Origin of the sequence: Congregibacter sp. (genome assembly GCF_045107095.1) — a bacterium.
GTDB lineage: Bacteria > Pseudomonadota > Gammaproteobacteria > Pseudomonadales > Halieaceae > Congregibacter.
Window position 1 is genome coordinate 29480 of the sequence record NZ_JBGCFU010000005.1, and the last position, 19658, is coordinate 49137.

The 19658-nt window shown below is 54.7% G+C and carries 19 protein-coding genes; 10 read left to right on the forward strand and 9 right to left on the reverse strand.

The annotated features are described in order from the left end of the window. Positions 1 to 4: 4 nt before the first annotated feature. The 5 genes from AB8B76_RS01390 to AB8B76_RS01410 form a co-directional block, all read right to left on the reverse strand. Positions 5 to 211: a cold-shock protein gene (locus tag AB8B76_RS01390; protein ID WP_008293511.1), complete on the reverse strand. Its 207-nt coding sequence runs from the start codon at positions 209 to 211 to the stop codon at positions 5 to 7. Between the two features lie 402 nt (positions 212 to 613). Further along, positions 614 to 2062 (reverse strand): pyruvate kinase, encoded by a 1449-nt coding sequence (pyk, locus tag AB8B76_RS01395; RefSeq protein WP_405269186.1) that lies wholly within the window; start codon positions 2060 to 2062, stop codon positions 614 to 616. Beyond that, positions 2059 to 2433, reverse strand: coding sequence for an MmcQ/YjbR family DNA-binding protein (locus AB8B76_RS01400; RefSeq protein WP_405269188.1), 375 nt, complete (start codon positions 2431 to 2433; stop codon positions 2059 to 2061). The genes pyk and AB8B76_RS01400 overlap by 4 nt, the downstream gene beginning before the upstream one ends. Positions 2434 to 2520: 87 nt before the next feature. Further along, the gene (gene glpQ, locus AB8B76_RS01405; protein ID WP_405269191.1) at positions 2521 to 3582 is read right to left on the reverse strand and encodes a glycerophosphodiester phosphodiesterase; all 1062 of its coding nucleotides are present in this window, start codon (positions 3580 to 3582) and stop codon (positions 2521 to 2523) included. Between the two features lie 40 nt (positions 3583 to 3622). Then, a complete protein-coding gene (locus AB8B76_RS01410; protein ID WP_405269194.1) occupies positions 3623 to 5083 on the reverse strand; it encodes a coniferyl aldehyde dehydrogenase in 1461 nt (486 codons plus the stop codon). Positions 5084 to 5281: 198 nt separating this feature from the next. Here AB8B76_RS01410 and AB8B76_RS01415 point away from each other — a divergent pair, with 198 nt between their 5' ends. Beyond that, positions 5282 to 5653, forward strand: a complete 372-nt coding sequence (locus AB8B76_RS01415; protein WP_405269197.1) for a hypothetical protein — start codon at positions 5282 to 5284, stop codon at positions 5651 to 5653. 40 nt (positions 5654 to 5693) lie between these two features. Here AB8B76_RS01415 and AB8B76_RS01420 read toward each other — a convergent pair whose 3' ends face one another. After that, entirely contained in the window at positions 5694 to 6338 is a 645-nt protein-coding gene (locus AB8B76_RS01420; RefSeq protein WP_405269200.1) for a TetR/AcrR family transcriptional regulator, read from the reverse strand. A 110-nt stretch (positions 6339 to 6448) separates the two neighbouring features. Here AB8B76_RS01420 and AB8B76_RS01425 point away from each other — a divergent pair, with 110 nt between their 5' ends. From AB8B76_RS01425 to AB8B76_RS01455, 7 genes are all read left to right on the forward strand, one after another. Continuing rightward, complete coding sequence (locus AB8B76_RS01425) at positions 6449 to 7882, forward strand: sodium:solute symporter family transporter (RefSeq protein WP_405269203.1); 1434 nt, start codon at positions 6449 to 6451, stop codon at positions 7880 to 7882. Positions 7883 to 8049: 167 nt separating this feature from the next. Further along, a complete protein-coding gene (locus tag AB8B76_RS01430) occupies positions 8050 to 10326 on the forward strand; it encodes a TonB-dependent receptor (protein ID WP_405269206.1) in 2277 nt (758 codons plus the stop codon). A 95-nt stretch (positions 10327 to 10421) separates the two neighbouring features. Further along, positions 10422 to 11972: a class I adenylate-forming enzyme family protein gene (locus tag AB8B76_RS01435; protein WP_405269209.1), complete on the forward strand. Its 1551-nt coding sequence runs from the start codon at positions 10422 to 10424 to the stop codon at positions 11970 to 11972. Further along, positions 11965 to 12858 (forward strand): alpha/beta fold hydrolase, encoded by an 894-nt coding sequence (locus tag AB8B76_RS01440; protein ID WP_405269212.1) that lies wholly within the window; start codon positions 11965 to 11967, stop codon positions 12856 to 12858. Before AB8B76_RS01435 ends, AB8B76_RS01440 begins: the two co-directional genes overlap by 8 nt. 80 nt (positions 12859 to 12938) lie before the next feature. Continuing rightward, complete coding sequence (locus AB8B76_RS01445; RefSeq protein WP_405269215.1) at positions 12939 to 13496, forward strand: UbiX family flavin prenyltransferase; 558 nt, start codon at positions 12939 to 12941, stop codon at positions 13494 to 13496. A 51-nt stretch (positions 13497 to 13547) separates the two neighbouring features. After that, positions 13548 to 14717, forward strand: a complete 1170-nt coding sequence (locus tag AB8B76_RS01450; RefSeq protein ID WP_405269218.1) for an MFS transporter — start codon at positions 13548 to 13550, stop codon at positions 14715 to 14717. Between the two features lie 15 nt (positions 14718 to 14732). Beyond that, complete coding sequence (locus AB8B76_RS01455) at positions 14733 to 15497, forward strand: SDR family oxidoreductase (RefSeq protein WP_405269221.1); 765 nt, start codon at positions 14733 to 14735, stop codon at positions 15495 to 15497. A gap of 10 nt (positions 15498 to 15507) precedes the next feature. On the opposite strand, the gene AB8B76_RS01460 is transcribed toward AB8B76_RS01455, so the two are convergent. Beyond that, on the reverse strand, positions 15508 to 16194 hold the full coding sequence (locus tag AB8B76_RS01460; protein WP_405269224.1) for a cupin domain-containing protein: 687 nt from the start codon (positions 16192 to 16194) through the stop codon (positions 15508 to 15510). Between the two features lie 108 nt (positions 16195 to 16302). Between AB8B76_RS01460 and AB8B76_RS01465 the strand changes: the two genes are divergently transcribed. Continuing rightward, entirely contained in the window at positions 16303 to 17274 is a 972-nt protein-coding gene (locus AB8B76_RS01465; protein ID WP_405269226.1) for a 2-hydroxyacid dehydrogenase, read from the forward strand. A gap of 12 nt (positions 17275 to 17286) precedes the next feature. Continuing rightward, positions 17287 to 18090, forward strand: coding sequence for a spermidine synthase (locus AB8B76_RS01470; RefSeq protein WP_405269229.1), 804 nt, complete (start codon positions 17287 to 17289; stop codon positions 18088 to 18090). On the opposite strand, the gene AB8B76_RS01475 is transcribed toward AB8B76_RS01470, so the two are convergent. After that, entirely contained in the window at positions 18087 to 18668 is a 582-nt protein-coding gene (locus AB8B76_RS01475; RefSeq protein ID WP_405269232.1) for a DUF4136 domain-containing protein, read from the reverse strand. The genes AB8B76_RS01470 and AB8B76_RS01475 overlap by 4 nt on opposite strands. A 76-nt stretch (positions 18669 to 18744) precedes the next feature. After that, positions 18745 to 19623 carry a helix-turn-helix domain-containing protein gene (locus AB8B76_RS01480; protein ID WP_405269235.1) on the reverse strand — a complete coding sequence of 293 codons (879 nt, stop codon included), beginning with the start codon at positions 19621 to 19623 and terminating at the stop codon, positions 18745 to 18747. Positions 19624 to 19658 lie beyond the last annotated feature (35 nt).

A 19658-nucleotide genomic window follows, 5' to 3' on the forward strand; every position in this document is an offset into this window, starting at 1 on the left:
TGTGTCAGACAGCAACCACGTCCTCTGCTTGGGGGCCTTTTTGACCGTCCGTGACAGTGAATTCCACTTTCTGACCATCTGTCAGCGTTTTAAATCCATCGCCCTTGATAGCACTGAAGTGAACGAAAACGTCTGGGCCGCCTTCACGTTCGATGAAGCCAAAGCCTTTGGATTCGTTAAACCACTTTACGGTACCGGTTACTGTCGACATACTTTTTTACCTTTGATTTCTCCGCCGCCTTATTTGTCTCTGTCGCGTTCTACGCTATGTGAGATCAGTTTTGGCTAAACGGTTTGTAGAGTACTTACTCCGGATAAAGACCTTACTTACTCTCCTACTGTTCCACACAAGAGATCGATACGAATCTAATAAACGCACAGCCAACAGCAGGCAGCGGACAATGTCCCCTGCCTTCAATGGTGTAGGAATTAGACGATCGCAGGATCTGCGAGGGCGTGACGTAAGATTTCGTATTCAACAACGTTTGTACTTTTTCGTTCTTGTGTCGATGTCCGGATAAACCTGCTGTTCAAGACAGCACCCCAAGTGTAGCACTACCTGTGGGAATGCGCTTGCCGCATTGAGTAGCCCGTTTGGGGACCTTACCGTAGCTTAGGCGACCGGAAGAATCTTCATGATGTTGGTGCTTCCGGAGGTGCCCATAACTTCCCCTCGTGTCATCAAGAGTGCATCGCCCTTGGAAAGAAGGTCGTTGTCGCGAAGATACTCAATGGCGCTCATCTCAATGTCCTCGTGCTCGAAGGAGTCAGCATCGAAGTACAGCGGGATCACCCCTCTACAAAGGCTGAGCCGTGAGAGCGTGCTGGGCTTATCAGAGAGTGCAAAGATGGGCAGTCCTGAGCTCAAGCGAGACATAAGCAATGGGGTAGTTCCTGATTCAGTCAGGCAGGCTATACCTCGGACATTGCTGTAGTGATTGGCCGCGTAGATTGCTGACATAGCGATAGTTTCCTGTGGGCTCGAAAACTGACGCTCGAGCCGGTAGCGGGATGTACGCGCCACGGGGTGTCGCTCCGCTCCCAAAGCGGCATCGGCCATCGCTCTTACGACGTCTACAGGGTATTCGCCAACAGCCGTCTCTGCAGAGAGCATGACGGCGTCTGTTCCATCCAGCACCGCATTCGCAACATCGAACACCTCGGCGCGGGTGGGCATGGAGCTGCTGATCATCGACTCCATCATTTGCGTAGCGGTGATCACCAGGCGATCCATGCGACGCGCCCGAGAGATGAGGTCCTTCTGGATACCGATGAGCTCTGCGTCACCTACTTCTACGCCCAAATCTCCCCTGGCCACCATAACGCCGTCTGATGCCTCGAGAATGCCATTGAGTATGCTGTCGTCTGCGACCACTTCCGCGCGCTCGATTTTTGCGATAACGGCTACCGATAAGTCCTGAGCTTTGAGCAGTGACTTTGCATGCTCAATGTCTTCCAGGCTGGATACGAAAGAGATGGCGACGTAGTCCGGCAAGATTCTGCCGAGACCCGCAATGTCGTCGATGTCTTTTTCGGTGAGTGCAGGTGCAGCGATACCGCCACCGAGTCGATTAATGCCCTTTTTAGAACCCAGCTTCCCGCCCACAGTGACGGTGCAATCTACTGCTGACTTCTCAACATCGTCAACGCGCAGGCGGATACGGCCATCGTCAAGTAGCAGGATGTCGCCGCGTTCCAAGCTGTCCAGCATGGGCAGGTAACTAAAACTCACTCCCCGTTGATCGCCGCTGTCTTCCTCAATGGTACTGTCCAGTCGAAACCGATCGCCCACTGCCAGTCTGATACTGCCTGCGCTAAAACTACTGATACGTATTTTAGGCCCTTGAAGGTCAGCAAGGATGCCGACATAACGACCATGCACTGCTGATTGCTTGCGAATACGTTCAGCGACAGCGGCGTGCTGATCTACAGTGCCGTGACTGAAGTTGAGTCGAAAAACATCGACACCGGCTTCTAGCAAGCGCCCTATGGCATCGGCACTCTCGCTGGCGGGGCCAATGGTCGCAACGATTTTGGTTCGTCTGTTTACCTTGGTACTCACGTGATGGTCTGCCCTGTTCTCATTTGTAAGGCTTTGCGTTGCTTGCTTGGTAGTCCCCGAAGGACCAGCGCGTAGGAGTTGTCGATCATGCGCTCAATTTCTCCCCGCGGAATGCTGCCGTCGAGGACCACCGTGTTCCAGTGTCGCTTATTCATGTGATAGCCCGGCAGCACCGCCTCGAAAATGTCCCGAAGCATGACAGCCTCGTCCGGGTCACATTTGAGGTTCATTCTCGCTACGCCATCTTCTGTACCCAGCGTGGCAAACATTTTTCCCAGCACCTTCATCACCGCAACACCTGGACCAAAAGGATAATCTTCCCAGGACTCCGGGCGTTGCAAAAGGTAAGCGCGCGCTTCATCGTAGTTCAAGGTAGAGGCCGCCAACAGTTCAAAACTTTAGTTTTCTGACGGGCGTGGGCCGCTGTAGAAACTGCGATAGTCGACGCGACCACAAGGCTATTGCAATGGGCGCGCTGAAAAACGCTCGCTCAGGGTCCGACTTCGGTCCGGAAAATCGCTAAACACGCCGTCTACCTCTAACTCTTCAAAGAACAGACGATGCAGCTCTTCGAAACTGTCTATGCCGGGAGGTAGCTGGTCTGCCCTAAAGGTGTAGGGATGAATCAGAAGTCCTCTTTCTTTGGCGCGGCGAGCCAGATCAGTGAGTTGAGCTTTGCCTTCATCGTCTTGGCCGCTGTAGAGCTGCATCAACCAAGGGCCAATACCGTCGGCATACTCGGCCACCGCATCCAGACCTGCATCACTGCGCATGGCATCGAAGTCGACACTGCCGCTTTCGTCCCAGGCGTTCTCGGCAATGAGTTGGATTAGCGGCAAGACCGTTTTGTGTTCGTACTTGAGTTCGCGTAGTGCCTCGGGTTCGAAGCTCTGCAGAAAAACGAGATCCGTACGGTCCGCCCAGCCGCTGTCCTTTAACACTGTCATGACCGCGCCGGGGAGGTCCTGTCCCTCGCTACGATGAAAGGCGCTGGCTTTCATTTCAACATACAGTCCGGCCTGGTGTGCACGACTGTGGTTGAGTCCCTCAATGAGTGCAATTTCTTCGGCGAGAGTGGGAACGCCCGAAAGTCCGTCAATGGCAGGGAAGCGCTCCGGGAACACCGCTGTTCCGTCGGGCTTACGTCGTTCATGGGCTCGCAGCTGGCGTATTTCTGCCAAGCTAAAGTCGATGGCATAGAAGCGACCGTCGTCCCGCGCTCTGCCCGGGAACACGCTGGCTACGTCGGTAGTCGATTCCAGGTTAATGTCGTGCAACACGATGGGGACGCCGTCGGAAGTCAGCACCACATCTTGTTCGATAAAATCTGCCTTCAGCGCATGAGCCATGGCCTTCGCGGGCAAGGTATGCTCCGGAAGGTAACCGCTAGCCCCGCGGTGAGCGATGATGATGGGTCTTTCGATGGCCAAAGCGCTGACTCCCTGAGTTAACACGAAGAGCAGACAAGCACGCTTGAGGTGACGGCTAAACCGTGCGCGGGTATTTTGGGACCGTTGCACGGCTTGCCTCGGAAATCCGCCTTTGGATTTCTCCTGCTACCTAGTTTTTGACCTGCATTTTGATGGTCTTCTCGGTCGCCGAGTTATAGGGAGGCAGCATGCCGCCCAATTTGCCGATATTGAAGCGCGACTGACGGTAGATTGATTTCGCGTGACTAAAGGTCTTGAACCCATCATGGCCGTGGTATGAACCCATGCCGCTGGGGCCAACGCCCCCGAAGGGAAGCTCTTCCTGCATGATGTGCATGATCACGTCATTGACCGTGACACCACCTGAGGTTGTGCGCTTGAGCACGGCCTCTTCTTCGGCTTTGTCCTTACCGAAGTAATAAGCGCCCAGAGGACGGGGGTGAGCGTTGACGTAGTCGATAGTCTCTGAGAAATCCTTGTAGGTGCGGATTGGCAGTAGAGGCCCGAAGATTTCCTCTTCCATCACTTTGCTGTCCTCGGAAGGATTAACGAGCAGTGTGGGTGGAATCTTGTGCGTACCCTCCTGCGAAGAGAAGTCCTCGTTGGCAGGATTGATAGGCGTTGCAGTGATGCCGCGTTCCGCCGCATCTGCCAGATAGCTGTTCAAGCGCTGAAAATGACGCTCGTTCACAATCGAGGTGTACTCAGGATTATCCAAAAGCTTGGGATACATCTCTTCAGTTACAGACTTGAGCGCCTCCACAACGTCGCTAAGACTCTCCTCTGGCACCATCAGATAATCCGGAGCCAGACAGATCTGGCCGGCATTAAGAGTTTTACCAAGCATGATGCGCTGCGCTGCCATCTGCAGGTCTACATCCCGGGAGATGATTACCGGCGACTTTCCGCCCAGCTCCAAAGTGACGGGCACAAGGTTGCGCGCCGCCGCAGCCATAATATGACGGGCGATACTTGTCGCTCCGGTAAAGATCATGTGGTCAAAGGGCAGGCCTGAGAACGCCTGACCGACTTCTGGTCCACCGGTGAAGATCGCAACTTCTTTCTCGTCCCATGCTTCAGCGACCATTTCGGCCATAACTTCTGAAGTGGCTGGAGTGAACTCCGATGGCTTGATCATCGCGCGGTTACCCGCAGCCAAAATCCCCGCCAATGGCCCAAAAGTAAGATTTACGGGGAAATTCCAGGGCGAGATAACGCCCACAACGCCCAGAGGTTGATACTCAATGGAGGAGCGTCCACCAAGAAGATTCAGTGGAAACATGGTTGGACGTTTTTCTGGGCGCATCCACTTTTCGAGATGCTTCATGCAGTGCTTCATTGGCGTGATTGACGCAGCTACATCCGTTAGCAGGCTGACTTCTCTGGACCGACAGCTAAAATCCGTGTTCAGAGCGTCAACCATTTTGTCCTGATACTTCACACACACATCAATGCCGCGTTGGAGACGATCTCGACGGGTTGCGGCGCTGACGCCACCTTCGGCAGTGTAGTCACTGCGTTGCGCTTCAAGGACGCTCTGCATGAGCATTTCGGCGTCGGCAACATTCGTCGCGGTTTGCGGTGCGTTCATGGTTACTCTCCATTAATCGTTATTTGATGTAGCCCGTAAGTATAGTCGGAATGCGCATTTTTTGACCAATTTATAGCGCACCAAGAGAGTCACGTTTTCCGGTCAGATCATGCTCATTCCCCGGGTTTTGACGGTTAGCAAATGCCAGGAATTGGACTTCGCCTTGCCAAGGCGGAAAAGCGGTGCTAGAAAGCGCCGATGTCTCAAAGTAGCGAACACGACACTCGAACTCCATCCCCGCCCTTTGGGTACTCTCGGGAGTGCACTCTGGATGCGGATCAGCAACTGGTTGCTGTGGCAAAATTCCACGCGCATCAGATCCGCCCCAACCGTATCGCTTACCGTCTGGGAGTCGACATTGCGGTGGTGGAGGCGCTCATTGCGGGGGAGTTGGAGCCGGAACGTTTTACAGCGGCGGTGGCTTCCAATCGTAAGCAGCGCTATCGCGATCGCATGCGTGATTCTACCGAGCGGCGCGGCACGGGCCGTTATGAACTTCAGCAGCAGATAGAGAAGGACTTTAAGCACGAGCTGGCCATTTCTGCGCCTTCAGTGCCTCCTCGACAGTGATGATTCAAAGCAGCCAGCGTATAACTGTCAGTCCGGTGGGTCAGCTGCCGCAAATTTTACGAAAACCTGCTGCGGTGAAGGGAATCATGTGGTCGTAAGCTGCCTGAAAGTCAGCGCTGTGGCATTGCCCTTGCGATAGCTTATCGATACGGCCGGTGTTGGCCAGAGTGAGGGTCAAGGCGCCCGAGAGGTTGTGATAGCACCAGTAAATGTCTGCCTCGCTTGCTTTCGGCAGCGCTTTTTTCAGCGCCTTTATGAACTCCTGTACCAACTCATCAAAGAGCGAGGACATCATCCGCGGACCCCAGTAAGGAGAGTTGTTGATGTAGGCGATGAGGGCAAGATAGTGTCTCCATCCTTCATCTCCGGTTTCCTGAGCGAGCTCCAGCGGTCTTAAAAATGCTTCGATAATTTGCTCTACGCTGGGTCCTCTCGTCCCTGCCGCTTTTTGACAGTCGTGGAGCGCTTCACGCCGTGCACCGTTGAGCAGTTCGGCACGACGGTTAAAGACCGCCTGAAAAAGATCCAGCTTTTTACCAAAGTGATAGTTGGCAAGAGCTACGTCCACACCCGCGGCGGTTGCGATACGGCGCAGCGTTACACCGTCGTAGCCGTGCTCTGCGAAAAGCTCCTCGGCGGCATCCAGGATCCGGTCTCGTTTGGGCACGCTGTTCTTTTCTGTCATTGCGGCTCCTTGTATCGGTTGCCGTTTGGCTGATCTCTACCGAAAGGGATGAGCTTGTATATTCAACGCTTGTTGAATAGTCTGTCAGAAATCGCGGGGAAATAACAACAATGTCTGCCGAGTTTTTTAAGTATGCCTTAACCTTCGGATACGTTGGTCTGGTGTACTGGTTGTCTTACGTTGGCATGCAGCGCACCCGCAACGTGGAAGGCTTTGCCATCGGCAACAAGGATATGAGTCCTTATCTGGTGGGCATTACGCTAGCGGCATCCATTTCGTCTACCGCGACATTTGTGATTAACCCGGGCTTTGTATACGAGCATGGCTTGTCTGCCTATTTGCATTTTGGGGTGGCGGGTTCCCTGGGAATACTCAGTGCATTTTTAGTACTGGCCCGAGGCTTTCTTCGCTTGGGGGAGGCTGGGGGTGCGCTGACTATTCCGCAGTGGATTTACTACCGTTACAACCATCGCGGTTTCAGCCTGTTCTTTGCACTGATCAACTTGCTGTCCATCACCTTTGTTGTGTTGATCCTGGTGGGCTGCAGTCTGCTGATGACGGGGCTGTTCCCCATCGAGCAAAAGACCGCCTTGGTGCTCGTTTTGTTATTCGTTTTTTCCTACGTCCTTATGGGCGGGACCTATGCCCACGCCTATACCAATACGCTGCAGGGCATCATGATGTTGGCGGTCACGGTAGTGCTGTTCCTGCAAGGTTTTAAATACTTCTCTGGTGATCCCGGCGCTGCGCTTCGGGCCGTAGGGGAGAATTACGCGGAAGCGTTTAATCAAGGCAGCTCTCTGTACTTCAGCTTCTTTTCAGTCTTCGTCAGCGGCTTTGTTGTAACTTTTGCGCTGATGCTGCAACCGCACATTCTTACCAAGGTGCTGTATCTGCGTAGCGAACGTGATGTAGGAAAATTCATCGCGACTACGGCCGTGGTGGGCACTCTGTTCACATTGATGCTGATGATTGGGTTTTATGCGCGGCTCGCAGGTCTTGAGATTGATGCTCAGGACACAGTGGTCCGCGAATACCTCCTGCACGAGTTTTCCAGCTCCCCCTGGGGAGAGTACGTTTTGGTCTTTATCTTTTTGACTCTGCTCGCTGCAGGGATGAGTACCCTCGATGGGATTCTCGTTGCGCTCTCTGCAATGGTGGTTAACGATATCGTCAAGCCCTTGGCAGGAGAGTCCAGTAACGGCTTGGTGCTCTCCCGCTGGGTATTGATCGCGGTGGGCCTCGTAGGTGTGTTGCTGGCCTGGAATCCGCCGCCCCTCATCGGGCTCTTCGCTCAGAAGGGTGTTTATGGTCTCGCGGCTGCATCTCTCGTGCCCGTGCTTTTTGGTGTTCTTGTGCGTCGTCATATTCCCCTATGGGTCGTTGCAATTGCCGCCGCCTTGGGGCTTGGCCTCCATCTGTTCTTCAATTTGGTGGTCGGTATTGCGAACCCCGCTATATCGGCTACCTACGGTATTTTCGCCTCACTCATCTTTGGACTTTTTGGTCTTGCCGTGACTCGCGGCGATAAAAGCACAAAGTAGCTAAGTCGTAATTTTCACATCTTGACACTTCAACACCTGTTGAATACGCTTGGCAAATATTCAACGGATGTTGAAAAGCGAAGTTGAGTAAGCAGAACAACCGTAAAACAACCTAGGCGCCCCGACACACGGCGTCCACATAACTTATAACGTTACAGGTGTCCGCTATGTCGTATAGATCTCCCACTCGAAAACCGCTTATTGCTGCTACAGCCCTTGCATCCATTGTGTTGTCCGCTGCCGCATCGCCGTTGGTATCAGCACAGTCCGAGGAGCCGACTCTGGCCTTGGAAGAAGTTTTGGTTACGGCGAGGCGTCGTGCTGAGAACCTTCAGGATGTTCCCATCGCGGTGACCTCGCTGAGTGGAGATGCGCTGCGGCTTGCTGGATCTCAGGACATTACTGAGCTGGCGCAGTCAGTGCCGAGTGTGACTCTTGAGCCTTCCCGGGCAACGAATACCACGCTGACCGCGTTTATTCGCGGTGTAGGGCAGCAGGACCCCCTCGCTGGCTTTGAGCAGGGAGTAGCCCTGTATCTGGATGACGTTTATCTCGCGCGGCCCCAAGGCGCTTTGTTGGATATCTACGACGTAGAGCGGATTGAGGTACTTCGGGGCCCTCAAGGTACGCTCTACGGCCGTAACGCGGTGGGTGGTGCGATTAAATATGTTACTCGCCGCTTGTCAGACGAGGTCGAGGCAAGTCTTCGCGCTTCCTACGGCACCTACAACCAGGCTGATCTGGTGGGCACAGTTTCCGTACCTGTGGGCGACAGCTTCCGCGTCGGCGCAACGGTGGCATCTTTTAATCGCGATGGTTTTGGCGACAACCTGTTTACCGGTGGTGAGCAGTATGACAAGGACATTTTTGGATACCGACTGTCTGCTGAGTGGGAGCCTTCGGAAGATATTCTTGTGCGTCTGTCATACGACAATACCGATGATCAATCCTCGGCCGTAGCGGGCTGGCGGCCCTATCCGGGCGCATTCAGCGGCACTCCCTCACCGAGCGATGTTTTTGACACCAACGCGGGGGCGAGTGTTCTGCCCTCTACTGCAGGTATTAACGGCAACAATCAGGTTGAGTCTGAAGGCTGGTCGGCCTCCATCGACTGGAATCTGAGCGACACCATGACGTTGCGCTCAATCACTGCAGGTCGAGAAGACCTTACGGAGTCGGTGATTGACTTCGATAGCCTTGCTACCCCGGATTTTGATGCGCCGGTCATCTATGACAATGAACAATTCAGTCAGGAGTTCCAGCTGCTATGGAATACCGACCGCTGGAATCTTGTTCTGGGTTACTACTATCTTGATGCTGAAGCCGCCAACGACTTCGACGTTGTTCTTGGCCTCTTGGCGCCCGGTGGCCTCACGGCATACACCGGTGGCGTGGTAGAGACTGAATCCTGGTCGGTGTTTGGTGATTTGACCTACGAACTTACGGATCGCTGGTCTCTTTCAGTGGGCGGGCGTTACACCGAAGATGAGCGTACGGCAGATATCTTCCGCGGTACGTACTTGGGTACGGGCTCTCCATTCTTCGGCAACGACCGTGCAATCTTGCTAGCGGCAACCAGTGACTACGAAGCTCAACGAACCTACTACGACTTTTCGCCTCGAGCGAATTTAAGCTATGCAGTGAACGAGGATGTGACGGTTTACGGTGGTTATAGCCAGGGCTGGAAGGCCGGCAGCTTTGATCCCCGGGGCGCAAACTTTGCAACACCTGCAGTAGAAGAAGGCTTTGATCCTGAAGAGCTCGACTCCTGGGAAGTAGGCCTGAAGTCCTCCTGGTGGGACGGTCGGGCAATCACTAACGTCGCATTGTTCTACAGTGACTATCAGGATATGCAGATTCCCGGTTCAGTCGCTGTAGACAGCGATGGCGACGGTATCAACGACAGCTTTGTCGGAACGGTAACCAATGCCGGGCAATCAGAAATCTCTGGTATCGAAGTAGAGGGTAATCTGTTGTTTACCGAGCACTGGAGCATGCAGTTCTCTGCAAGCTTGCTCGATGCGTCATTCAAGGAATATCTCGTCGGTGGCATCGATGTCTCCAACGACCGTGACATTCAGAACACTCCCGAAGAGATGGCTTTTGTGGGCTTGAGCTACAACACAGACCTGGCTGGTGGGACGTTGTTGATTAATACCAACTACGCCTACAAAGGTGATGTGCAGCAGTTTGAGATCGCTGCGGAAGATCTCGATCAGGACGCCTACGGCCTGCTGAACGCCAGTATTGTCTGGACTAGCGGCGACGAAAACTGGCTTGTCGGATTCTACGGAAAAAACCTGACTGACGAGGAATATCGAACGGCGGGGTATTGCTTTGGTACCAGTGGCTGCCCCTCATCCTTAGGTCTTGAGAACAACACCACGGTCTTCTTTGGTCCGCCAACTACGGGTTACGTCACGGTCGAGTACCGCTTCCAGTAGCTCTCGTATTTCCGGTAGATAGTTGCCTGCGCGTCGTTAGGGGCGCGCAGGGTTTTTTCCGGAGGACGTATCTGAGAAATACCTGAGGACAAGTGATGAGAGAATTCCCCTCGCAGTCCCCACTGTTGCCCGAAATTCTCGCACTCCACGCAAAGTGGCGGCCTGAGCGCCTTGCCGTATTGGCCGGAGAAAGCCGAAAAACCTGGCAGGAGTTTGTGGCAGACAACCATCGGTTTGCCCACGGTCTTCTTTCGGTGGAGCTGAAGCCCGGCGACCGAGTCGGTGTCTTTATGAGCAACAGCTATTCCATGCTAACAGCTCTTTTTGGCACGCTTGCTGCTGGCACCGTATCCGTACCGCTGAATACCTCAGTATCTGATGACGCTATCGTCGCTATGCTGGGTGATGCGGGTATTCGCGCACTTATCGTTAGTGACGAGCACCGTGCTCGCCTTGAAGCCTTGCTACCGCGATTGCCAGCGGAAATCCTGTGCATTAGCGATGGGGAGTCCCCACAGTGGCATTCGATGGACTGTCTGTCTAAAGATCAGCCGGAGACGCTTCCTAGTGCCCCCCTGAATCATGACTCACCGCTGAACATCATTTATAGCTCCGGTACGACGGGGCTTCCAAAAGGGATTTTGCATACCCATGGTGGTCGTCGAGACTGGGCCTATGATTTGTCGATAGCGCTGCGGTACCACGGCGCCGCTCGGACACTTCTGACTATCGGTCTTTATTCGAACATCTCGTGGGTAGCGATGCTTTGCACTCTGTTGGCCGGCGGGTCCCTGGTGGTGCATTCGCGCTTTGAAGCATCGACCTTTTTGGATGCTGTCGAGTCAGAGGCAATTACTCACACCGCGATGGTGCCTATTCAGTTTCAGCGCGTGCTCGAAGCCCAAGCCGATTCACCCCATGACCTATCGAGCATGCACGCGATGATGAGCTGCGGATCGCCGCTCCATGAGGGTTTAAAGCGATCACTTTTTGACACATTCCCCTGCGGGATTATTGAGCTCTATGGCTTAACCGAAGGCATCATCACCACGCTGGATCCTGAGGATGCGCAGGGGCGTTGGTCCTCCGTCGGAAAGCCGCTTTTGGGGACCGACATACTTATTGTGGGCGATGATGACCGGCCGTGTCCGCCGGGCCAGGCTGGCGAAATTGTGTCTAGAGGCCGTATAACGATGCCCGGCTATTGGCAGCGCGAAGATGCTAACGCCGCCGCCCGTTATGTCGATGGCGATGGACAGGTTTGGCTGCGCTCCGGTGATATTGGTCACCTGGATCACCAGGGATTCCTGTTTATCGTAGACCGCAAAAAGGACATGATACTGTCGGGCGGACAGAACATTTACCCTCAGGATATCGAAGCGATTCTGGTGACGCACCCGGATGTTGAGGATGTAGCGGTGATCGGTGCAAAGAGCGAACGCTGGGGTGAAACGCCCATCGCCTTGGTAGTGCCCCGTGATGATAGCGTGGGGATGGAAGCGCTGTTGGGTTGGGCTAACCAGCGACTGGGTAAGCAGCAACGCTTAACTGCTTGCCTCCAAATCGAAGAGTTGCCGCGCAACCCCAACGGCAAGATACTCAAGCGGGAGCTGCGCATTCAGTATGGAGATAAACGCTATGCCTGAAATCGGGAATGACTTTGGTGTCTCTTACAAAGATGTTTGGTATGACAGCGCCGATGGTCTGAGGCTCTATGCGAGAGACTATCCCGGACCCGAGTCGTCCACGCTCTTGCCCGTTTTATGCATGCACGGATTGACGCGAAACTCGGCGGACTTTGCCTGGATTGCAGCGCATCTTTCCAAGACACGAAGGGTGATAAGCGTAGATCAGCGTGGCCGTGGTTTGTCTGATTACGACAGCGATCCGGCGAACTATATGCCCCCGACCTATGTGGACGATATGTTCACTTTGCTGGATAAGCTTGCCCTTTCGAGGATGTTGGTTATTGGTACCTCTATGGGCGGGCTTATGGCGATGCTGATGGCCAATATGCAGCCCGAGCGATTCGCTGCCGTGGTGCTGAATGACATCGGTCCTGAGCTGGATCCAGTAGGTCTGGATCGAATCAAAAATTACGTGGGCAAGCGTCGCCAGATTGATAGTTGGGATGACGCGGTCGCCCAGACCCGCGAGATTAATGAATCAGCCTTTCCTCTTTACACTGATGATGAATGGCTGCGATTTACTAGGGGGCTGTACAAAGAGGTGGATGGAGTGCCCCAGCTGGCGCACGATGCCGCTATCGCGCAAGCAGTAGTTCAGACAGAATCCAATGCCGTGCCTCCGGATCTTTGGCCGTTGTTTACCAATATGGCATCCATTCCAATGCTGGTGGTAAGGGGGGCGATTAGCGATCTGCTGGCATTAGATTGCGTGGAGAAGATGCAGGAGATCGCGCCAGAATTAAAAGTGGCACATGTTCCTGATCGCGGTCACGCCCCAATGCTGGATGAGCCCCTTTCAGTGGCGGCAATCGAAGACCTCTTCTATACGGTAGATCCCCCCTAAGTTACATCTGGGTGTAACAGGCTCACTGTGCCCGGGGCTGCTGTCCTGCTAGAGTGCAGCCCCACAGATTAGGAGCTGCCATGCGTAGAATTATCGTTGGAATCAGCGGAGCCTCGGGTATCGTGCTGGGTTTGCGGGCACTGCAAATGCTAAAAGAAGCGGGTGTGGAGTCACATCTGGTAATGAGCAAGTCAGCGGAGCTTACTCTCCACCACGAGCTGGATATGAGTGCTGAGGAGCTAAAGTCTCATGCCGATGTGGTTTATCCGGTTAAGAACGTGGGCGCAGCGATTGCCAGTGGATCGTTCATTACCGACGGCATGCTCATCGCGCCGTGCTCGGTTCGCACCATGTCAGAAATTGCCACGGGCGTAACATCCACGCTTCTTACCCGTGCAGCAGATGTCGTGCTTAAAGAGCGTCGTCGCCTGGTTCTCATGGTAAGGGAGACGCCCTTACATACGGGCCACCTTCGGACCATGACCTCTCTCTCAGAAATGGGCGCCGTCATAGCGCCACCCGTCCCGGCCTTTTACACCGGCGTGAAGAGTCTCGAAGAGTCGGTTACCCAGAGTGTTGGTCGGAGTCTGGATCTCTTTGGGATCAGCGAGACATCTATTAGCCGCTGGCAGGGCTAAGCGATCAGCGCATCCTCACCTAAGCCGGATTTTCGACGCCACGGACTTTTGTTGTTTGCCGTAGTGCTGCTGGACATGATCGGCTTTGGCATCGTCATTCCGATTTTGCCCTTCCTCTCGCCGAAGCTTGGCGCAAGCGATTTTGACATCGCGATGATTATCGCCAGCTACGCCATATGCGCGGGCGTGGCAGGCCCCTGGTGGGGCAAGCTTTCTGATCACATCGGGCGTAAACCTGTACTGATGATTTGCACCTCCGGTGCGGCCGCCGCGTACTTACTCCTCGCCTCTGCCGAGAGTCTGGCTATGATTTATGTGGCTCGCGCATTTGCGGGTTTGATGGCGGGAAATTTTGGGGTGGCCTCGGCGATGATGGCAGACATCACACCCCCTGCGGAGCGAGCCCGGGGTATGGGAATGATCGGCGCATCCTTTGGCTTGGGTCTGGTGCTGGGGCCCGTATTAGGCGGTCTTCTCTCGGGTCCTGATGGGAGCTTTGTGGTTCCCTGTCTACTGGCAGCGGTCATGTCAGTGCTTGCCGTTGTTGCCGCCTGGTTTTTCTTGCCTGAGTCTCATCATCGAAATGAAGATCAGCCTCGAGATGCAGGAAGCAAGCTGTCTCTTTGGAGCGTGTTGCGCCAAACGCAGAGTCGATTGCTGATGCTGCAGTATGTATTCCATACCGCCAGCGTCAGCGCTGCGACCTATCTGTTTCCCTTATGGGTTTACGCATTATTGGATTGGAGTGCTCGCGAGGTAGGCATTGTTTTTGGCGTCCAGGGAGCGATCATGGCGCTTACTCAGGGACTGTTTATGGGCCCTCTTGTGAAACTCATGGGTGAGCTCAGGCTTCTACGCACCTGCGTAAGCAGTTTCTTTGTCGGTCTGCTCATGGCCGTTTTTGCTGATGGCGCTTTCAGTATGGTGGGCTCGGTGCTCGTTGCGCTTACGGGGGCGACCTTGTGCATGCCCGTGCTCAATTCCTTTGCCAGTCAGCGAAGCGCACCGGAATTGCGAGGCAGGATGATGGGGGCAGCGAGTGCTGCCGCTGCCTGGGGGCGAGTTCTTGGGCCCATATTGGCCGGCGTGCTGCTCACAATCGGTGGCTTTCGACTGGCCTGGTCCCTGCCGCTTGCGATGGTAGCCTTTTATTGGCTCTGGGCCTTCAGTCGCTGGCCAAAACGGCCCGTCCCCGAATTCGATAAAACCGTTAACCCCTAGATAGAGGAGAAGCCTATGGCTGGTTCGATGTTTGATTTAAACGGCAAGATAGCGCTGGTATCCGGCGCAAGTCGAGGCATCGGCGAGGCTGTTGCTCGCTTGCTGGCGCAACACGGGGCCCATGTCATCGTCTCGAGCCGCAAGCACGAAGACTGCCTGGCTGTTGCAGAGGCGATTGTTGATGGGGGCGGTAAGGCAGAGGCGTTCCCATGTCACGTGGGCCGCATGGAAGACATCAGCGCGATTTTTGAGCACATCCGCAGTAACCATGGGCGTCTGGATATCTGCGTTAACAATGCGGCGACCAATCCTTACTTTGGACACGTCCTGGATACAGATCTGGGGGCATTCAACAAAACTGTTGAGGTGAACATTCGCGGCTACTTTTTTATGTCTGTTGAAGCCGGGAAACTTATGCGCGAAAACGGCGGTGGCGCCATAGTAAACACAGCCTCAATCAACGCATTGCAGCCCGGACCCATGCAGGGCATTTACAGTATTACCAAAGCGGCGGTAGTCAGCATGACAAAGTCCTTTGCAAAGGAGTGCGCTCCTTTAGGTATTCGCTGTAATGCATTGCTGCCCGGACTGACCAAAACCAAGTTTGCCGGAGCTCTCTTTGAGCACGATGATATTTACAAGGCCGCCATGGAAAAAATCCCTATGGGACGGCACGCTGAACCGGAAGAAATGGCCGGCACAGTTTTGTATCTCGTTTCCGACGCCAGCAGCTACACCAATGGCGAATGCATTGTTGTAGACGGCGGACTTACGCTCTAGGCGGTCGGCGCTAAGCCTCCGTGAGGTAGGGGAATCCGCCTTCTTTGATGTATAGCTCGCAGGGGCCACTACCCTCGGGGCTCAATGAGCTACCGGGGGGCAGGCGCAGCCAGCTTTGACTGGGGTAGCTCCCATGTTCATCGGAGAATGATCCGCGCAGTACGAACAATTCAGCACCTTGAGGGAAGTTGAGCGTGCCGATATCCCCGGGAGTTGCCCAGCGCTCGAGACGCATGTGGTCAGTGAACGGCTCCTGAGCGTAGAGTTTTTTCCATGAAACACCGGGTCTCACACTGGACCGCCACTCGGTCTCTTCGGTATTCAGAGCAATGTGTTTGCGAGTATCTCCCGGGAACTGTCGGAGCTTTACAAACAGCAGGCAGCCGTCTCTGGAAAAAGGCGCGTGGCTAAAACCTTCGGGGTTGAGCAAGTAGGTACCTGCTGGCCAGTCACCATGCTCATCAGAAAACACACCGTCGAGCACCAGAATCTCCTCGCCATCGGGATGCGCGTGCGCCGGGAATTTGCTGCCCGGCTGATAGCGCACCAGAGAAGTTACCTGTCCGCTCTCCGCGGGACCGACACGGTGAAGACGCTTGCGCAAGACCTCTCCGCCGGGGCTCGCTTCCCAGTCCAGGGTAGTGCTGTCTACTGTGGTACGACGACTCAGGTCGCCGTTTAAAACACTCGCTGTCATGTTTCTACCTTCTTTTTCTGATCTAACTTGGACGCTATATGAGTCAAAGTGTTCCCTTCGAGGGCCGCATCCCTTTTTGTTGCTGCGCGGCTGAGCTAAAGTGTCGAAATGCCAAAAGTACTCGTGACACACCAACTTCCCGGAGAGCAGGTTCACCAGCTGCCCGACCACTGCGACATGAACGTCTGGATGGGGCCTGGCTTGCTTCCGGCTTCAAGTCTGCGAGATGAGCTTACAGACTGCGAAGGGCTGCTTTGCCTCTTGACGGATCGAATCGATGAGGCACTTCTTGACGCCAATCCGCAGCTGCGCTTCATAGCGTCGATGTCCGTGGGAGTCGATCACATTGATGTTAAAGCTGCCACCGCTCGGGGAATCGCTGTAGGTAATACGCCAGGAGTGTTGGTTGAGACTACCGCCGATGCAAGTTTTGCACTGTTGCTGGCGGCGGCACGACGACTCGTAGAGGCGGACCACTTTGTCCGGGGTGGGCATTGGCGTGTGGAAAACGCCTGGTCTCCAGAATTTTTTACTGGCAAAGACGTCGCGGGAGCCACCCTGGGCATTGTTGGTCTTGGTGAGGTGGGGCAGGCTGTGGCCCGGCGCGCAGCGGGCTTTGGGATGAAAGTTCTTGCCTGGAATCGCAGTGCCCGCAATGTGCCCGGAGTCGAGATGGTCGAGTTGGACGACTTGCTGGCAGACAGCGACTTCGTGAGTATCAATGTCGCTTTGGGTGAGGAGACACGTAATCTTATTGATGCCAGGCGACTGGGTCTGATGAAGCGTGACGCCGTGCTGGTAAATACGGCGAGGGGCGGCATCGTTGATGAAGTCGCGTTGGCCGAGGCCCTCAGTCACGATCGTTTGGCTGCCGCAGGGCTTGATGTTTTTGAGAGAGAGCCCGTTCCCGACGATCATCCCCTGCTAAGTCTGCCCAACGTCGTGGCAACGCCACACATTGGTAGTGCGACGTTGGCGACCCGCGAGAAAATGGCCGATATGGCTGCGCTGAACATGCTTGCGGCCCTCGGGAACGAGAAGATGCCTAACTGCGTCAATCCCGAGGTCTACCAGTCCTGAGTTCAGGATTGCATGATCACCTTTTCGGAACTTTTATCGCTCAGTCGTCCTGAGTTTGAGCATCCTTGCGAGGTAGCCGGTTGCCGTTTGTACGAGGCGCGGGGATACCGCTGGTTAAGTAGCGGGCCTCGCGCGATTCAGACAGCCATGCGCATTGATGCTCCTACGTCTTTGGTGCTTCCCAATCATCGGGCAATGATGTTGGCGGCTCTTATGCCATCAAAAATTTCAACGGTGCTTGATCTTGGGGCAGGCGGAGGCGGATTTATTCGCCATGTTCAATCTTGGGAGAAAGCTCCCCGGGTCTCGGCTGTGGAGAGCAGTGGCGAAATGCTCCATGTGGCGAGAGAGCATTTTGCTTTAGCGCCGGAGCAGCTAATTCACGTAGGTGATGCTGTCGATTTTCTTGGGCGTGATCGCAGCCACTACGATCTCGTGCTCTGTGATCTCTTTGAGGATAGAGATTCACCGGCAGCCTTGGGGGATGAGCTGTTCTTCGCAACGCTTGCGCGGCGATTGAATACCGGCGCCGCGGTAGCGCTTAACACCTTACCGAAGTCTCCCGAGGTATTGCTCAGTATCGTGAATGCTGCTCGGCAGCACTTCAGCGGTGTGGGCATTGCTCAGATGACGGAGCTTGGCAATGTACTGTTGTTTCTCCAAGAAGAGCCCCTACCCAAACAGGAGCTGCTGCGCAGTCGTATTGCGCAGTCGATCTACGCCTCAAATAGTGAAGTGCTTGAAGCCCTCAATGAGCTTCGCCGGCTGCCCCTCGGACTTGGCGAAGACGTCAGTGAGGGTGGGTGCGCCTATTAAGGTGCGCTTGGCAGCGTTGAGAGACCCTGTCGGATAGCTTTGCGCACCGCCGCTGTGTCGACCTTATTGGCATCCTGAATCAACGAACTCACCCGAACCTGCCAGAGAAGATCGGTGGTTTTGTTGTCGAGAAACACAATCATGAGATTTCCCGTTTGTTTTGCGCCGCCAAGGGCGTAGGCATTGTCCACCGATGCGCCGTCTATTTGACGACCGATAGTCGCGCTGGGGTAAGGGGTAACGTTTGAGGATGTGCTTTCGAGTAAACCGTCATTCACACCAGCGGCCGCAATGTAGTCGATGAGAAATTCCGCATCGCTGGTTGCGACCAGTGTGTAACCCAGTTCTTTCATGCGCTCTTCGATCGCGGAGCGTATAGCAGGGTCGGCTTGATACAGCTTGTCTTTTGAGTACCCCGTTGGTGAGAGTGGTTCGCTGCGCCAGCCATATTGGGTGTAACCACTGGCCACTAACAGGTCTGTGTCACCGGGAATAATCTCGGCGCCACTGCAGGCTACGAGAGTGGCCAGCAAAGTAAAGAGAGGTAAGAGTAGGGAGCCCCGGATAGTTTTGTTCATGTCATTCCTGTTGGTGTTCGATAAGAACCGTTGCGATGGTAGCAACAGTGTTCGGTGAATGCGATGCACGGGCGTCTTACCCGCGCTGGGATTCGCGGTATTGGGAGGGTGACAGGCCGACCGTTTGACGGAACATTCTTGAGAAGTAAAGAGGATCAAGGTACCCAAGCTTTGCGGCAATTACTTTTACACTGTGCTGGGTGCTATCCAGAAGACGGCATGCGGCTTCCATTTTCATGTGGAGGAAGTGTCGCATAGGGGAATAACCGGTCTCTGCCTTGTAGCGTGTAGCGAAATGCTGCGGTGTTAGTCCGGTAAAGGCCGCTAGTTCTTTGAGAGACAAAGAGCTGCTCACTCGTTCCCTCATAAAAGACTGCAGATCTGTTAGCTGCATCCTGCCCATGTTTTGGCTTCGCTGTCGATCGCGACACAAAGCAAACTCCGCCAGCAGGTGGCGCAGTCGATTGGCAGCGCCAATAAACGCATCCAGGCTATAGCCGGTACTGCCCACCGTTAGCATTTGCTCAAAGCCTGTCAGGAGAGAGGGTTCGACGCCACTGTGAATGCGGCAGTCACCCTCAACCAGTAGATGTTTTACAAACTCGTCTGCATCTGAGCCTTGAAAGTGAACCCAATACAAAGTCCATGGAGTGCCTGTGTCGGCCGCGTAGCTGTGCGTCAAAGTGCGCGGCAGGACTATTGTGTCGCCGCTGCTCACCGAGAACTGTCCCCCTTGCGTGGTCACCGTTCCACAGCCCTCGGTGCACAGCAGCAGCAGGTTGTCATCGTGACGCTCGCGATGCATAAAATGTCCATGGGCGCGCGGATAGTAACCCATGGCAGTGGGGTAACAGCCGCAGGTCAAGGGGTGACGCTGAAGCGCGTCGAGGAGGAACTTTGGCGTCACAAGGCGGGATGCGCCGGGGGATAGGGGCCAGTTAGAGGGGCGGCTCATGGCAGTGGTTCACAACACTAATGATCTTAATATTA

What these genes read in the sequence shown, in the direction of transcription:
- AB8B76_RS01390 (WP_008293511.1), bottom strand. Translation starts at nt 211, where the DNA reads ATGTCGACAGTAACCGGTACCGTAAAGTGGTTTAACGAATCCAAAGGC.
- AB8B76_RS01410 (WP_405269194.1), bottom strand. Translation starts at nt 5,083, where the DNA reads ATGAACGCACCGCAAACCGCGACGAATGTTGCCGACGCCGAAATGCTC.
- AB8B76_RS01415 (WP_405269197.1), top strand. Translation starts at nt 5,282, where the DNA reads ATGTCTCAAAGTAGCGAACACGACACTCGAACTCCATCCCCGCCCTTT.
- AB8B76_RS01420 (WP_405269200.1), bottom strand. Translation starts at nt 6,338, where the DNA reads ATGACAGAAAAGAACAGCGTGCCCAAACGAGACCGGATCCTGGATGCC.
- AB8B76_RS01425 (WP_405269203.1), top strand. Translation starts at nt 6,449, where the DNA reads ATGTCTGCCGAGTTTTTTAAGTATGCCTTAACCTTCGGATACGTTGGT.
- AB8B76_RS01430 (WP_405269206.1), top strand. Translation starts at nt 8,050, where the DNA reads ATGTCGTATAGATCTCCCACTCGAAAACCGCTTATTGCTGCTACAGCC.
- AB8B76_RS01435 (WP_405269209.1), top strand. Translation starts at nt 10,422, where the DNA reads ATGAGAGAATTCCCCTCGCAGTCCCCACTGTTGCCCGAAATTCTCGCA.
- AB8B76_RS01440 (WP_405269212.1), top strand. Translation starts at nt 11,965, where the DNA reads ATGCCTGAAATCGGGAATGACTTTGGTGTCTCTTACAAAGATGTTTGG.
- AB8B76_RS01445 (WP_405269215.1), top strand. Translation starts at nt 12,939, where the DNA reads ATGCGTAGAATTATCGTTGGAATCAGCGGAGCCTCGGGTATCGTGCTG.
- AB8B76_RS01455 (WP_405269221.1), top strand. Translation starts at nt 14,733, where the DNA reads ATGGCTGGTTCGATGTTTGATTTAAACGGCAAGATAGCGCTGGTATCC.
- AB8B76_RS01460 (WP_405269224.1), bottom strand. Translation starts at nt 16,194, where the DNA reads ATGACAGCGAGTGTTTTAAACGGCGACCTGAGTCGTCGTACCACAGTA.
- AB8B76_RS01465 (WP_405269226.1), top strand. Translation starts at nt 16,303, where the DNA reads ATGCCAAAAGTACTCGTGACACACCAACTTCCCGGAGAGCAGGTTCAC.
- AB8B76_RS01470 (WP_405269229.1), top strand. Translation starts at nt 17,287, where the DNA reads ATGATCACCTTTTCGGAACTTTTATCGCTCAGTCGTCCTGAGTTTGAG.
- AB8B76_RS01475 (WP_405269232.1), bottom strand. Translation starts at nt 18,668, where the DNA reads ATGAACAAAACTATCCGGGGCTCCCTACTCTTACCTCTCTTTACTTTG.
- AB8B76_RS01480 (WP_405269235.1), bottom strand. Translation starts at nt 19,623, where the DNA reads ATGAGCCGCCCCTCTAACTGGCCCCTATCCCCCGGCGCATCCCGCCTT.